The sequence below is a fragment of the Nocardia fusca NBRC 14340 genome (genome assembly GCF_001618425.1).
In the GTDB taxonomy this organism is placed as follows: Bacteria; Actinomycetota; Actinomycetes; order Mycobacteriales; family Mycobacteriaceae; genus Nocardia; species Nocardia fusca.
This window is the reverse complement of the sequence record NZ_BDCU01000016.1, coordinates 105,860-119,253: the sequence shown is the minus strand read 5'-3', so window position 1 is coordinate 119,253 and position 13,394 is coordinate 105,860. Positions and strand designations below refer to the sequence as shown.

The 13,394-nt window shown below is 66.7% G+C and carries 18 protein-coding genes and 1 pseudogene; 9 read left to right on the top strand and 10 right to left on the bottom strand.

Annotated features, from left to right (window positions below; translation table 11 throughout):
• Positions 1-15 precede the first annotated feature (15 nt).
• The 4 genes from NF4_RS05565 to NF4_RS05555 all read right to left on the bottom strand — a co-directional run bounded on the left by NF4_RS05565 (position 16) and on the right by NF4_RS05555 (position 2,268).
• Positions 16-831, bottom strand: coding sequence for an SDR family NAD(P)-dependent oxidoreductase (locus NF4_RS05565; protein WP_063126212.1), 816 nt, complete (start codon positions 829-831; stop codon positions 16-18).
• Positions 832-1,240: 409 nt separating this feature from the next.
• A complete protein-coding gene (locus NF4_RS05560) occupies positions 1,241-1,594 on the bottom strand; it encodes a nitroreductase/quinone reductase family protein (protein WP_369690914.1) in 354 nt (117 codons plus the stop codon).
• On the bottom strand, positions 1,530-1,745 hold the full coding sequence (locus NF4_RS39960; RefSeq protein ID WP_369690913.1) for a hypothetical protein: 216 nt from the start codon (positions 1,743-1,745) through the stop codon (positions 1,530-1,532). The genes NF4_RS05560 and NF4_RS39960 overlap by 65 nt, the downstream gene beginning before the upstream one ends.
• A 145-nt stretch (positions 1,746-1,890) precedes the next feature.
• On the bottom strand, positions 1,891-2,268 hold the full coding sequence (locus tag NF4_RS05555; RefSeq protein ID WP_063126374.1) for a VOC family protein: 378 nt from the start codon (positions 2,266-2,268) through the stop codon (positions 1,891-1,893).
• Between the two features lie 315 nt (positions 2,269-2,583).
• Here NF4_RS05555 and NF4_RS39955 point away from each other — a divergent pair, with 315 nt between their 5' ends.
• Together NF4_RS39955 and NF4_RS38450 are read left to right on the top strand one after the other, a co-directional pair.
• Positions 2,584-3,150 carry a transglutaminase-like domain-containing protein gene (locus tag NF4_RS39955; protein ID WP_369690912.1) on the top strand — a complete coding sequence of 189 codons (567 nt, stop codon included), beginning with the start codon at positions 2,584-2,586 and terminating at the stop codon, positions 3,148-3,150.
• Positions 3,053-3,340: a hypothetical protein gene (locus NF4_RS38450; protein ID WP_198165243.1), complete on the top strand. Its 288-nt coding sequence runs from the start codon at positions 3,053-3,055 to the stop codon at positions 3,338-3,340. The genes NF4_RS39955 and NF4_RS38450 overlap by 98 nt, the downstream gene beginning before the upstream one ends.
• A 242-nt stretch (positions 3,341-3,582) precedes the next feature.
• On the opposite strand, the gene NF4_RS05545 is transcribed toward NF4_RS38450, so the two are convergent.
• Both NF4_RS05545 and NF4_RS05540 read right to left on the bottom strand, forming a co-directional pair.
• Entirely contained in the window at positions 3,583-4,806 is a 1,224-nt protein-coding gene (locus tag NF4_RS05545) for a pentapeptide repeat-containing protein (RefSeq protein ID WP_157120004.1), read from the bottom strand.
• 185 nt (positions 4,807-4,991) lie between these two features.
• Positions 4,992-5,624 carry an NAD(P)H-dependent oxidoreductase gene (locus NF4_RS05540; RefSeq protein ID WP_084532874.1) on the bottom strand — a complete coding sequence of 211 codons (633 nt, stop codon included), beginning with the start codon at positions 5,622-5,624 and terminating at the stop codon, positions 4,992-4,994.
• 53 nt (positions 5,625-5,677) lie between these two features.
• Between NF4_RS05540 and NF4_RS05535 the strand changes: the two genes are divergently transcribed.
• Positions 5,678-6,055, top strand: a complete 378-nt coding sequence (locus NF4_RS05535; RefSeq protein ID WP_063814507.1) for a MerR family transcriptional regulator — start codon at positions 5,678-5,680, stop codon at positions 6,053-6,055.
• Between the two features lie 313 nt (positions 6,056-6,368).
• On the opposite strand, the gene NF4_RS05530 is transcribed toward NF4_RS05535, so the two are convergent.
• Positions 6,369-7,091, bottom strand: coding sequence for a GNAT family N-acetyltransferase (locus tag NF4_RS05530; protein ID WP_063126209.1), 723 nt, complete (start codon positions 7,089-7,091; stop codon positions 6,369-6,371).
• 266 nt (positions 7,092-7,357) lie between these two features.
• On the opposite strand from NF4_RS05530, the pseudogene NF4_RS39745 reads away from it, so the two are divergent.
• The 6 genes and pseudogenes from NF4_RS39745 to NF4_RS05505 form a co-directional block, all read left to right on the top strand.
• Positions 7,358-7,582 (top strand): annotated as a pseudogene (locus NF4_RS39745) (ankyrin repeat domain-containing protein); the annotation flags it as partial.
• A gap of 54 nt (positions 7,583-7,636) precedes the next feature.
• Positions 7,637-7,987 (top strand): Na+/H+ antiporter NhaA, encoded by a 351-nt coding sequence (locus NF4_RS39950; RefSeq protein WP_369690915.1) that lies wholly within the window; start codon positions 7,637-7,639, stop codon positions 7,985-7,987.
• 20 nt (positions 7,988-8,007) lie between these two features.
• Positions 8,008-8,385: an ArsR/SmtB family transcription factor gene (locus tag NF4_RS05520; protein WP_063126207.1), complete on the top strand. Its 378-nt coding sequence runs from the start codon at positions 8,008-8,010 to the stop codon at positions 8,383-8,385.
• Positions 8,382-9,476: an ACR3 family arsenite efflux transporter gene (arsB, locus tag NF4_RS05515; protein WP_063126206.1), complete on the top strand. Its 1,095-nt coding sequence runs from the start codon at positions 8,382-8,384 to the stop codon at positions 9,474-9,476. The genes NF4_RS05520 and arsB overlap by 4 nt, the downstream gene beginning before the upstream one ends.
• Positions 9,473-9,892 (top strand): arsenate-mycothiol transferase ArsC, encoded by a 420-nt coding sequence (locus NF4_RS05510; RefSeq protein ID WP_063126205.1) that lies wholly within the window; start codon positions 9,473-9,475, stop codon positions 9,890-9,892. The genes arsB and NF4_RS05510 overlap by 4 nt, the downstream gene beginning before the upstream one ends.
• Before the next feature lie 14 nt (positions 9,893-9,906).
• Positions 9,907-10,314, top strand: coding sequence for an arsenate reductase ArsC (locus tag NF4_RS05505; RefSeq protein ID WP_084532872.1), 408 nt, complete (start codon positions 9,907-9,909; stop codon positions 10,312-10,314).
• Between the two features lie 147 nt (positions 10,315-10,461).
• Here the strand turns inward: NF4_RS05505 and NF4_RS05500 are convergent, their stop codons facing one another.
• From NF4_RS05500 to NF4_RS05490, 3 genes are read right to left on the bottom strand one after another with little or no spacing between them, the layout of a single operon-like run.
• Positions 10,462-11,544 carry a flavin-containing monooxygenase gene (locus NF4_RS05500; RefSeq protein ID WP_063126204.1) on the bottom strand — a complete coding sequence of 361 codons (1,083 nt, stop codon included), beginning with the start codon at positions 11,542-11,544 and terminating at the stop codon, positions 10,462-10,464.
• The gene (locus NF4_RS05495) at positions 11,541-12,770 is read right to left on the bottom strand and encodes an MFS transporter (RefSeq protein ID WP_439956736.1); all 1,230 of its coding nucleotides are present in this window, start codon (positions 12,768-12,770) and stop codon (positions 11,541-11,543) included. The genes NF4_RS05500 and NF4_RS05495 overlap by 4 nt, the downstream gene beginning before the upstream one ends.
• 16 nt (positions 12,771-12,786) lie before the next feature.
• The gene (locus tag NF4_RS05490; RefSeq protein WP_084532890.1) at positions 12,787-13,299 is read right to left on the bottom strand and encodes an ArsI/CadI family heavy metal resistance metalloenzyme; all 513 of its coding nucleotides are present in this window, start codon (positions 13,297-13,299) and stop codon (positions 12,787-12,789) included.
• Positions 13,300-13,394 lie beyond the last annotated feature (95 nt).

Sequence of the window (13,394 nt, the reverse complement as noted above, 5' to 3'; positions counted from 1 at the left end):
TTCGTGATGTAAGGGTCACCCGGACACTGTGCGGCTGAGGTGCTCCCAGGCGCGATACTGCGCCATGCGGTCCTGTAGGTCCTGTTGGACCACATCGAACGACTCGGAGCCGACGATCAGGCGCCGCGGCGGGTCCGCCAGGCCTACCAGCTCCATGATGGCGGGAGCGGCGGTCTCCGGTGCGGGACCGGCGTCCTCGCCCCACATCTCGACCAGTTTGTCGCGCAGTTCCTGGTAGTGCGGGTCGGGCGTCGTCATCGTGGTGCCCTTGGTGAACAGGCCGGTGTCGTAGCCGCCCATCTGGACGATGGTGAGCTTGACGCCGAACTGCTCGGCCTCCATCGCCACGGCCTCGCTCACCGAGTCCAGCGCCGACTTGCCGGCCGCGTACATGCCGACCATGGGGAACCCGCCACCGGTGCCCATCGTGGTGACCTGCAGGATGCGCCCACCGCCCTGCGCGCGCAGGTACGGAAGTACAGCCTGGGTCACCCACACTGCGCCGAACAGGTTGACGTCGAAGTGGGCTCTGATCTGCTCCTCGCTCGCCTCCTCCACCATGCCCAAAAGCATGGCGCCGGCGTTGTTGACCACGATGTCGAGCCTCCCGAAGGCGGCGACCGCCTGCTCCGCGGCCGCGAACACGGCCGCGCGGTCGGTGACATCGAGCGGTATCCGTACCAGGTCGTCGGGATACTGCTGGAGCAGGTCGGCGAGGGGTTCGACGTTGCGCGCGGCCCCGATCACCCGATCGCCCGCCTGTAACGCCGCTTCTGTGAACGCCCGGCCCAGTCCTCGTGACGCTCCTGTGATGAGCCATACCCGGGTCATTGACTCCACCTCCTCTTCCTCGATCCATTGTGGCGAGACAAGACGCTACGTCTCGCTGGATTCAATGTCAAGACGGTCCGTATCGTCTCGTCCAAGCCCTGACTGCTGCCTGCCGCCCTTCGACGCCGGAGATGACGGCCGGATCGCGACACTGCTCGATCCGCTCGGTGCGGCGGTGTCGCTGTGGCAACGGGCCCCGCGGCGGGGCTGGACGCACGCGCCGGAAACTGTTGCGGCGCCGCGGCGGTTACAGCATCTGAGCGCCGATCCGGTGGCTGCCGCCGAGTTCTACCCTCGTGCTGTCGGGATGACCGACCTACTGAGTGCGACCTCCGGCGGCATCCTGGTTCTGCTGCGCAGCCCAGTGCGTGCCATTCGACGCACCGCCGCCGGAGGTTCCTGGGACCGCTCAGCCCTCGCCGTCGAGGGACAACACGACCAGCGGAATCGGCCGGTCCACCTTGGACTGGAAATCCGCCAGCAGCGGGTTGTTGGCCAGCACCCAGGCTGCGAACTCGTCGTAGTCCGCGCCTTCGAGCACCTTGCCGGTCGCCTGGTAGGTCTTGTTCCGAAGCTCGATGGTGACCTGCGGATTCGCCTTGATGTTGTACCACCAGGCCGGGTACTTGTCCTCGATGAACGAACTCACATACATGGTGTCGTCCCGGTACAGGGGTCCCAGCGGAGTCGTGTGTCGCTTACCGCTCCTGGCTCCCGTGGTAGTGAGCAGGATGAGGTCCCCGCCCGCGTAAGCGCCGCCCACCTTTGCCCGAGTTCTCCCGGAACTCCTTGATCACATCATCGTTCCAGTTGGCAATGCCGCCTTCCTGGTCCCACGCCTGGTTCCACGGCGCGTTCGGATCGTTGTAGTCGGTGATGTCGGTCTGATTCAGGGTCGATTCGGTTTCGCTCATGATTCGAGTGTGCTGCCGATATAGGACAGTTTCCGGCCTAATGAGCAGCGAAGGCCCACGGTCGAACCGTGTCTCAAATCCTGACGGCCCTCTGGGGCAGGTTGAAGCGCTTGTGCCCCGATGTATGGACACGTGTCACCCGATGTTATTCAGGGTGGTGACATACGGCTTCGACGTTGTTGCCGTCGGGGTCTCGCACGAACGCCCCGTAGTACGACGAGTGGTACTCCGGCCAGATCCGGGGCTCGTGCAGAATCTGCGCGCCGGCGTCCACAGCTGTCTGGAAGAACGCGCGCACCGCGGTTCGGCTCGGTGCGGTGAAAGCGATATGCGATTCACGGAACCCGCCTCCGGCGGACAGCGGTCCCAACCAGAACACGGGCTGGGGCGGGCTCGCATTCCCGTAGCCGATGACTTCGCCGAAGTCGACCAGCCGGGTTCCTCCCAACGGGGCGAGTACCCGATCGTAGAAGGCGGCACTGGCCGCGAGATCGGCACATTGAACTGCGAGATGATCGAGCATCTCGAGAACCTCCATCGTCGAGAATTGATATGAGCCCGTGTCGGGCCGGTCGCGGTGACCTGGTGCAGAAGTCCGACAGGTGTCGCCGGATACGCAGATCTTCTGCGCCACTTCCCACTTCGGCTTCGTTGCACGCTTTCGACCGTAAGGGCAGATAGGTCAGCTCCTGTCCGCAATCCCGGGAGTGGTATCCGACTCTGTGACCCGGTAGGCGAGGCGCCGGGCGGCTTCCACGGCGATGACCGCAGTGGTGCCGTAAGTGGGCCTATCTGCTCGATCGCAGCCGCTCACACCCGATGCTCGCCGATCTGTCCGATGTTGTGCACATCCCCGCCTCGACATCCCGGCACACTGCTACGACTTCGATCATCGATGATCGGCGGGGCATCGCCCAGGTTCCGGCGCTCCCACGGAAACTACAATTTCGGTGTGACAGGACGATCCTTTGCCCTCCAGGCTCAGCATCCAGCTGCGTACCTCGACGGCGATTCCGTCGTTCAACTCGACGACGGGGCTGTGCTCTCGCTAGCTCATGACCTGCGGCGAAGTGCCTCTGATGACATCGAGTTCGCCCAGGCCGCCTTCCATTGGGTGCGGGACGAAGTCGGGCACTCCTACGACGTTCGGGACCCCCGGGTGACCTTGACCGCCGGCGAAGTACTACGCGAGCGGGTCGGCCTCTGCTACGCGAAGTCCCATCTCCTCGCCGCCTTGCTGCGGGTGGCAGGCATCCCAACCGGGCTCTGCTACCAGCGCCTCACGCACGGTGACGGTTACGTCCTCCATGGCTTGGTGGCCGTGTATCTGGAGGGCAGCTGGCATCGCCAGGATCCTCGGGGCAACAAGGAGGGGGGTCACTGCCGAGTTCTCCCTGACCGATGAACGGCTGGCGTGGCCGATCGATCCCACTGTCGGCGAGATCGACTACCCGCAGTTGATGGTTTCCCCGGCTGCCTCGGTCGTGAACGCCCTCAGAAGCACATCAGATGTGCTGTCGCTCTACGACACCGGCCTCCCGACGGCCTTGGACGATCGAGACTCAACCGCCGCCACCATGCCCACGGCCGAGTAGCCCACTGGGCCCCTTGGCGGCGTCGTCACTGTCACCGGCGTCGCTGCACGAAGCCCTCGACACCACCACCGGGGGCCGGTTGGCGTTCCTCGTCTTCGCAGCGACTCGGCCGGCCACCGGCCACGAGCGAGGAACAGGTTCGGCAGGCGTGTGCACTGCTGACCCGGCCGGATGAGTCGGTGTCCTCGATTGCTCGGCTGCTGGGGTCTCGCGAACCACGCTGTGCAAGTACGTTCCGGACATCAGGGTGGGGTGAAGCCATCAGGCCATCGGGTCTGAAAGTCGTAGACCACGTCAGTGAGGTTGGTGCCATCAAGATCCGCGCCAGTGAGATCGGCGCCGGTCAGGTTCGCGCCGGCGAGGATTGCATTATCGAGATGCGCATCGTTGAGGTGCGCGCTGTGGAGCTGCGCGCCGATGAGGTCCGCGCCGGCCAGGTTTGCGCTGAGAAGTGCGGCGTCGGTCAGGTTCGCACTGCGGAGATCCGCACCGGTCAGGTTCGCGTTCCAGAGGGTCGCGCCTGTGAGGTTCGCGTTCGAGAGGTCCGCGCCGGCCAGGTTTGCGCCGGAGAGGTCGGCGCCTTGAAGGTTCGCATTGTCGAGATCAGCGCCGGTCAGGTTGGCGCCGGCAAGTTTCGCGCCGGCAAGGTTCGCGCCGGCGAGGTTCGCTTCCGAGAAGATCGTGGCGACCGAATGCGAGAACTGGAGCAAGGCGCCTTCGAGGTTCGCCTCGTGGAGCTGCGAGACGTTGAGCACAGCGCCGGTGAGGTTCGCTCCGGCCAGGTTCGCGCCGGTGAGCTGCACGTTGTACAGGTGGGCCTGGGCGAGGCAGGCTCCCTGAAGTTTCACCCGCGGTGTTGGGTCCGGCAGGGTAGCGTACTTCGCGATGACGTCCAAGGCGGCCTGGGTGTCCACCGGCGTTTCTTGTCTGGGAATCTCGCAGCGCCTGGTCGTCGTCTCGGTGCGGACGAATGCTTCGAGCAACCGCCGGACGGTGGGTTGATCGGCCGCTGAGTCCTGAGCAAGGCGTTCGAGCAGGTAGACCCCGCTGAGGCGGACGCTTTCCTTGTCCGAGTCCAACTGCTCGGCGGCTGACTTGAGTAGCTCGGATTGTGCAGTCTGGCGCGCCAGACCGAGTTGGTCATTGGATGCGCTCAACGTGCTGTTGGAGAAATAGAGCGCTCCCATCGCAGCGAACGCGGCCATCACCGTGCCGGCAGCACTCGCTACCGTGGCCGCCTTCACCCACTTCGTACCGGATGGCGCGGCCGTCTCCTGAGGGCCGGCCGTGCGCGACGCCGATTCCGGTGACCGGTCCCCATCCGCTGACACCGGCGAAGCCGCGGCTTCCGCGGTCGGCCGCCCCTCGGAAGTCGTAGCTGTCGCCCCCGCCTCGTGTTCACCCGGGTCCGGCCGCCGTGAGCCGTCGACACCCTCGCTCGCGCGTTGCGCATCCCCTGCCGTCACCACGCACATTCTGCCAACCTCGCACGGCCGCAACCAATCACGTTCCCATCACCGATATGGCGGCCCAGGAAGCGCCGGTGAACGTCACGGCCGCCGGCAGTCTGTGTTGTGAGGCGGCCGGCGATTCCGGGAGGCCGCGGGCGTGGTCGAGGCGAGTAGGCGTGCGTCTGGGTCGTGGCGCCCGTTCACGGGACCGCGACCGGGTCGTACGCAAGGTGCGCACGCTGCGCCATCGCGACGCCGATTTTGTATCCCTGAGCGATCAGTTGCTCGTGGACTGCCGAGTCCTTGGATTCGGTGTCGTAGAGAAACTCGATGGATGAGTCGCTGATCTGCGAGTAGTCGGCTATGCCGTGCATCGTCTGGGTCGTCAACGCCGTCTTGTATCCGTGCCGTGCGAACGTACCTTCACCGAGACCGGCACTTGCGACGAGATGTAGTTGCTTCACCACGCTGGGGCTACCGTGCGAAACATCGTCGTAGGCCCCGAACACTCGGTCGAACCAGCCTTTGACCAGTGCTGGCATGGACCACCAGTAGACCGGAAAGAGGACGACGGTCACATCGGCCGATTCGAGCAGTTCCTGCTCATGCCTGACGTCGGCGGGAAGTTCCGAAAGCCCTCGGTGGTGCGCCAGATCCGCCTTTCGATAAACCGGATCGAAACCGGATGCCACCAAGTCATTGATTATGGCGGTGGTATTTCCATCGGACTCGATGCCCTGCTCGATGGCCCGGGCAATGGCCCAGGTAGCCGAGTCGTGGTCCGGATGCGCAACTACGAGCATCACCTTCGGTCGACTGCTTTCGTTCGTCATGCCGGCCAAACTAAAGTATGACGCTAACGTCAATGTCAAGGAGAGGCAGCTGGATGCGGATACGCGATTTGAGCCATGCCACCGGGGCGACCCCGCGAATGCTCCGGCACTATGAGGGAGCCGGGATTCTCTCGCCCGAACGCGACTCCAACGGGTACCGCAACTACCGCGCCGACGATATCCAGATCGTGGACCACATACGCTGCTTGCTGGCATCCGGCCTGTCGCTGTCCGAGGCATCTGCGATACTGCAGGTCGCATGCATCGATCCCGCCGGCGCCTCCGATGCCGACCGGCACACCGCGTTGACACAACTCGACGAGCGGGTAAGCCGATTGGACGCTGGAATCGCCCGCCTCAGGGCCCAGAAAGCCGAAATCCTCGGACTCCGCGCGAGCATCGAGGCCGAGGCCGGCCCCGCAACGGATTGATTCGGTAGAGGCCCGGCCGGCACCACGCCGCGACCGGCCCCGACCGGACTCCGGCCCTGCGGTGGTTTCTGGTATCGGCCGTGCCGAAAGACCAGGCCGTTCCCGCGGCCGGCCCGAGCCGCCGAAGGGACCGAGAAAGAGGAAACTCGAACTCAACCACCGGCCCCGCAGGATCCACGGATACCGCAGCCCTGCCGAGGTCAACGCTGAACACCTGGACAGCGGTGATGCACTGACCTTTGAGGCCGCCATCATTTCTTGGACAGCACCGGTGGACTGCACCGAGTGTCGGAACGCCGATTCGGCGGAGCGGTCAACTCGGTCTGGCGCTGAGTTGGGCACCGAGTTCGCGAAATCCCAGAGCGAGCGCGACACGTTTGGACTGCGGAGCACGGGCCCGCCACTGGGGAAGCAGCCCAGCCTCCAGTGCGTGCGCCACTGCCGCAGAACCCGTCAGGCGCGCCAATCCCCGCCCCCGGTTCTCGGGAGCGGTCAGCACACTCAAATGAGCAGTCCGGCTCGGCCACATGCGATATCCGGCGGCAGCGACCACTTCGTCATGGATCCGGATGGCGAAGGCCGGGGAGGTTATCTCGCGGAGCCCGCTTTCCTCCGATTCGTACTCACCCGCCAGAACTTCGAGCCGGCGTAGATCGGGATGCTCGGCAGAAAGCCGATCGACCGACACCGAACCCGTTGGCGCCTGTCGGAAATCGTGCTCGTCGAGGTAGGCCAGCGTGGCCGGACCCAGCACTTCTGCCAGGGGCAGGACACGGCCGAGCATTCCGGGATCCACGAGGTCCTCGACGGACAACTCTGCGACGGCGCTGCGAACCGCCGCTGCCGCGGACGCACTGGGCACGGTCACGATTGCCCGCCCCTGCAGCACGACGAAGCCGGCCCAGCCCTGCGGGCAGATCATCGCTCGCGGCGAGATCGCCACATCCACGGGGTCGGTCGAGGAGAACGAAACCGGTGCCGCAGCCAGTCCTTCCCATAGAGCGTGGGCTCTTGACAGCACCGAGTTCGTTGGCATAACCGCATTCTGCTCACAGCACGCCCCACGGGCCACCGCATATCGCGCCGGCCGGCGCCTACCAGTCGTTCGGCTATCCGAATGTGTGAGGTGGCCGCGAAGGCCGGGCCAGGGGATGCTGATGCAGTGGCCGGTGCAGCAGAGTTGGATCTCGTCATGGCTGTCATACACGCCGACACCGGCGAGGTGCGACGTGCCCACGACACGGGTGTCGACCTGGCGAGTGTCACTACGCCGGGAGGGTCTCTTTCGGTTGGGCCGCGGAATGGGGCAGAACCGAAATTCTCACTTACCTGCTGGCCCAGGGTATCGAAGTGGATCCGAGGGCCCTCGAGAAAGCCGCGCACAAGGGCCATGCCAAGGCAGTGCGGCTCCTACTCGACCATGGCATGCACCCGGATCTGCCGGCCGACTGGCCGCCGCTGTGCGCGGCGGCAGACTGCGGTTCTCCCGAGTGCGTCCAAGCACTCTTACAGGCCGGAGCGCGGGTAGATGTTCGCACGGGGCCGCAGGCGGATCGCTGGAGCGGGAAGACTCCCCAGGAGCTGAAACAGGAGTTCGTGCACGGCGCGTTCCGCGATATCCGTCAGGCGCTGGTGCCGATGGTCGCCGCGGTCACCGGCGCTGTCGTTCCGGCCGTGGTTTTCGTCGCGTTCACATTCGGTCACGGGGACGCCGCCCGGGGGTGGGGGATCCCGATGGCCACCGACGCCGCGTTCGCGGTCGCGGTCCTGGCGTTGATCGGACGCGGGTTTCACCCGATACTGTTCCGGTCGGGCCGGGTGGGGTGCGTACCTGGTAACCGCGCCGCCGATCAGGCATATCGCTGGTGGCGCGTGATGCCGTGGTCGTGCGCGTGGGGTGTTCACCGGATGTTTGTTTGCGTCATGGTATAGATGTTTGTCAATATCGATTCATGTCTAAGTCGCAGTTGCCGGTGATACCGGTCGAGGCCTGCCACCCCGCCCCGCGCGTGCGGGAGCCGCTGTCGGTGGATGCCGCGGTGGAGTTGGCGACGGTGTTCAAGGCGCTGTCGGACCCGGTGCGGCTGCGACTGTTGAGCTCGATCGCGTCGCGGGCCGGCCAGGAAGCCTGCGTGTGCGATCTGTCCGAGGGCATCGACCTCACCCAGCCGACCATCTCCCATCACCTGAAGGTACTGCGCTCCGCCGGGCTGCTGACCAGCGAACGCCGCGCCTCCTGGGTGTACTACCGCGTCGTCCCGCAGGCATTGCAGCGGGTCTCCGACGCGCTGCTGCTGGAAAGCGGCGAGACCGCGGCGGTGACTGCGTGAGCGCCACCGACACCGCCGCCGAGCAGAGTGTGGTGGGCAAGCTGTCGACGCTGGACCGGTTCCTGCCGGTGTGGATCGGTGTCGCCATGGCCGCCGGGCTCCTGCTCGGCCGGCTGATCCCCGGCCTCGGCGACGCGCTCGCCGCGGTGGAGATCGACGGCATCTCGCTGCCGATCGCGCTCGGGTTGCTGATCATGATGTATCCGGTGCTGGCCAAGGTCCGCTACGACCGCCTCGACACCGTCACCGGTGACCGCCGACTCCTGATCGGGTCGCTGGTGCTGAACTGGATGCTCGGCCCGGCGCTGATGTTCGCCCTGGCCTGGCTGCTGCTGCCGGACCTGCCCGAATATCGGACCGGGCTGATCATCGTCGGGTTGGCGCGCTGCATCGCGATGGTGATCATCTGGAACGACCTGGCCTGCGGCGATCGCGAAGCCGCTGCGGTGCTGGTGGCGTTGAACTCGATCTTCCAGGTCGTCATGTTCGCGGTCCTGGGCTGGTTCTACCTCTCGGTGCTGCCCGGATGGCTGGGTCTGGAGCAGACCACGATCGAGGCCTCACCGTGGCAGATCGCGAAATCGGTGCTCATCTTCCTCGGGATCCCGCTGCTCGCGGGATATCTCACCCGCCGGTTCGGGGAACGCGCCAAGGGCCGCGATTGGTACGAATCCACGCTGATCCCGAGGATCGGGCCGTGGGCCCTCTACGGGTTGCTGTTCACCATCGTCGTGTTGTTCGCCCTGCAAGGCGAGCGGATCACCGCTCAGCCTCTCGACGTGGTGCGGATCGCGGTCCCGCTGCTGGCGTATTTCGCGATCATGTGGGGCGGGGGCTACTTGCTGGGCGCGGTGATGGGGCTGGGTTACGAGCGCACGACCACGCTGGCGTTCACCGCGGCGGGCAACAACTTCGAGCTCGCCATCGCGGTGGCGATCGCCACCTACGGTGCGACTTCCGGCCAAGCCTTGGCTGGTGTGGTCGGCCCGCTTATCGAGGTCCCGGTCCTGGTGGCGCTGGTGTATGTGTCGGTGGCCCTGCGTAACCGGTTCCGCACTCCTGCGGTGATGACCGAGGTGGGGTCGCGGTGACCACGGCCCCGACGGTGCTGTTCGTGTGCGTGCGCAACAGCGGAAAGTCGCAGATGGCGGCCGGATTGATGCGCCAGGCCGCCGGCGAGAAGGTCCTCGCGCTGTCAGCGGGCACGGACCCGGGCACGAAGCTCAACGCGTTGTCGGTGGCCGCTCTCGCCGAGGCCGGGGTCGATATCGGCGGTGAGCACCCGAAAGCGGTGGATCCGCTGCTGCTGCACATTGTGGACCTGGTGATCGTCCTCGGCCGCGAAGCCGACCTCGACGCCCCTGCCGGGGTTCAGGTGCGGCGGTGGGAGACCGCCGAACCCTCGCAGCGCGGGATCGAGGGTATGGAGCGGATGCGGCTGGTCCGTGACGATATCGCCGCCCGTGTGCGTGCCCTGCTCGCCGAGCTCGACGTCCCCATCGCGTGAAAGAGGCTGTTTCCGTGACCACACCGAGTGTGTTGTTCGTCTGCGTCCACAATGCCGGTCGCTCCCAGATGGCCGCCGGATTCCTCACCCACCTCGCCGACGGGGCGATCGAGGTCCGCTCCGCCGGTAGCGCCCCCGCCGAACACCTCAACCCCGCGGCGATCGAGGCCATGGCCGAGGTCGGGATCGATATCACCGCCCAGGCCCCGAAAATCCTCACCTCCGACGCGGTGCAGTCCTCGGATGTGGTGATCACCATGGGCTGCGGTGACACCTGCCCGGTGTTCCCCGGCATCAGCTACCGCGACTGGGACCTGGAAGACCCCGCCGGGAAAGGCGTGGAAGCGGTCCGCCCGATCCGCGACGAAATCCGAGCGCGGGTCGAAGCGCTCATCGCCGAGCTGCTGCCCGCTCACGCCTGAACCTCCCGGTTCGTACGGTCGAGGAGACGCTGGTGACCGGTGAACATCCGGCTGCCCGGTATCGCGCGGAGATGCTCGGTACCGCAGTCGGGGTGCCATCAGCCGACATCACCTCCCCGCCCCGCACCAGCGATCCTGATGGTGCGGTCATCGTGCGTGCTCGCCGCGGCGCAGTGCCGCGGGCTGCAGACGGCGTACCAGGTAGGCCGCGTCCCGACCGGCCCCGCGCAGCGAATTCGACGACGGGGTCCGTTGCCATTCCAACCCGAGGAATCCCAGCCCGGGATGCGTGGTCGACACACCCTGGCGCTGCCGCGGGATCCCGGTATCGGTCAGCGCCCCCGACCCCACCAGGTAGGGCAGGTGCGGGTTGTACCCGGTCGCGAAGACAACCGCATCCACCGGCGTGCGGGTGCCGTCCGGCCACACCACACCCTCAGGTTCGAATGCGGTGAACATCTCCCGGCGCTCCGGTCGCCCGGCGTCCAGCGCGGCACGGTAGCGGCCGGTGTCGAAGACCGGCTGCGTCGGTGCTTCCTTCACGATCCGCCCCAGCGGGGCGGCGTCGAATCCGGTGATGGTGAACCAGAAGTGCATGTCGCGGCCCAGCGGGCGCTGCGGCACGAACTTCACCGGCGCCCGGCTGGCCAACACCACCTCGGCATGTTCGGCCAGCTCGGCCGCGATCTGCACCGCGGAGTTCCCGGCTCCCACCACGACCACCCGCCGGCCCGCGAACTCGGCTGGGTTGCGGTACTCGCCGGCGTGCAGGATCCTGCCCCCGAACTCCTCCCGGCCGGCAATGGCAGGCAAGGACGGTGAACCGAACGACCCGGTTGCCGCGATCACCCGCGGCGCGGTGAACACCGCCCCGGATCCGGTGGTCACCGCGAAACCCGCACCGTCGCTGACGCTCACCGCCTCGACCGGGGTGCTGGCGTGGATGTCTGCGTCCAGGCCCGCGGCGTAGCAGCGCAGATAGTCGATCACCTCGTCGCGGTGCGGATACCGGTCCGGATCGCCGGGGAACCGGCGTCCGGGCAGACTGCTGTAGCGGGCCGGGGAGAACAGGGTCAGGCTGTCGTAATAGCGCGGCCACGAACCGGTCGCTTCCGGTGCGGCTTCCAGGACCGCGGTGCTCGAGCCCTGGCCGGTGAGGTAGTGGGCGGCGGCCAGCCCGGATTGGCCGCCGCCGATGACCACCGCGTCATATGCGTATTCGTCTGTCACAAGATCTCTTTCTTCGAAATGGTGATACCGGTGAGGGGCGCGAGCACCGCGGCGACAGCGGCGACCGCACCGAGAACGAGGTAGGCGTGGGCGTAGCTGCCGGTCCAGGCCGAGAGCACCGTGCCCGCCCACGGAGCCAGCGCGGACACGATCACCACCGGCGCCGACAACAACCCGTTGAGGCGCCCGTAATGGGTGGCGCCCCACCGGTCGGTGATCGCGGTGGCCTGGATCAGTGTGAATATCCCGCGCACCAGCCCGGCGCCGATCGCGACCGCGATCAACACGATCACCGCCGACACCACCCCGAGCAGCGCGGTGGAGGCGGCGAGTGCGGCCAAGACCAGCACGGTGCGGGCGGTGACACCGGTGTAGCGGGCCAGCGGCAGATACCCGATCCGGCCCAAAACCTGCCCGGCGCCGCCGAGCCCGAGCGCGGTCGCGGCCAAACCCGGGCCGAAGCCCTGCTCCCGGAGCAGGGCGACGAGGTTGAAGATGCCGGCGAAGCTCGCGAACGCGGCCAAACACATGGTGACGACCAGCGCGGCGAAGCGTGGGCTGCGCGCGATCCCGCGGTGGTCGGCATGCGCAGCCACTGTCGGGGCCGGTGGGTCCGGCCATACCGCCCGCAATCCGAACCAGTGCACCGGCACCGTCACCACCGCCAGGACCGCAGCAAGGACGAGATAGGTGGCGCGCCACTCGATGTGCGCATCCAGTGCGGCCGTCAGCGGCGCGAACACCGTGGACGCCAGGCCACCGGCCAGAGTCAGGATCATCAGCGCGGTCACACGCTGCGGCCCCCACCAGCGGGTCAGCGCCGCGAACGCCGGCGGATACAGCACCGCCCCCATCGCCGCCCCCGCTAGCAGCCAGCCCAGATAGAACACGAGCAGGTTCGGCGCGGCCGCGATCGCCACCAGCGCGATGACACCGAGAACCGATCCGGCGGTCATCACCCGCCGCGGGCCCGTCCGGTCGATGAGCGCGCCGACCGGGATCCCGGTGAGCGCGGTCGCGAGCTGACCGAGCGAGAACGCCGCGGTGATCACCGGCGCCGACCACCCCGTCTCGGCGGTGATCGACACCGACAACACCGGAAACGCGTAATACAAGATCCCCCAACTCGAGATCTGGGTCAGGCACAGCACCGCCAGCACCCGGCGGCGCCCCGCCCGCGGCAACCCCTCCACCGCTGCCGCGGGCGCGGTCTCCACATCGGTCACGCCGAGACCCGGGCGTTCAGTGGGCGGCGGCCGGTCCGCAGCACGCCACCTTCGACTCGGCCTCCGTCTCGGGTGCGGCTTCGCCGGGGCCGCCGGTGCCGCAGCACGCCTGCACCGCCTCCTCATCGTCCTTCCCGGCGAACCGCGGTTCGGTACCGAAATGCTCGGTATCGGCCAGCACGGTGTAAACCTCCCACCGCTCTTTGCTCGGGCCGGTCACCCACACCTTGTCCTGCGTGGCGAAACAACACGTCGTCGCGATCTGCTCTTCGGTGAACAGACCCGCATCCGACAAGCGCGCGATCTCGGCGTGCACCTTCTCCGAGGACTCCACCTCCACCCCCAGATGGTTCACGCTGCCCCCGTGACCGGGGTTCTCGATGAGCACCAGCTTCAGCGGCGGCTCGGCGACCGCGAAGTTCGCATAGCCGGGCTTGCGTTTCGCCGGCTCGGTGCCGAACAGGGTCGAGTAGAACTCGACGGCCTGTTCCAGATCGTCGACGTTGAGTGCGAGCTGAACACGTGACATCATGACCACCACCTGTGTGACATATATCGAATTACTGGCAGCCGCCAGTCTGCCACCTTTTCGACATAAGTCAATATCACCGGTAGGATGGATTT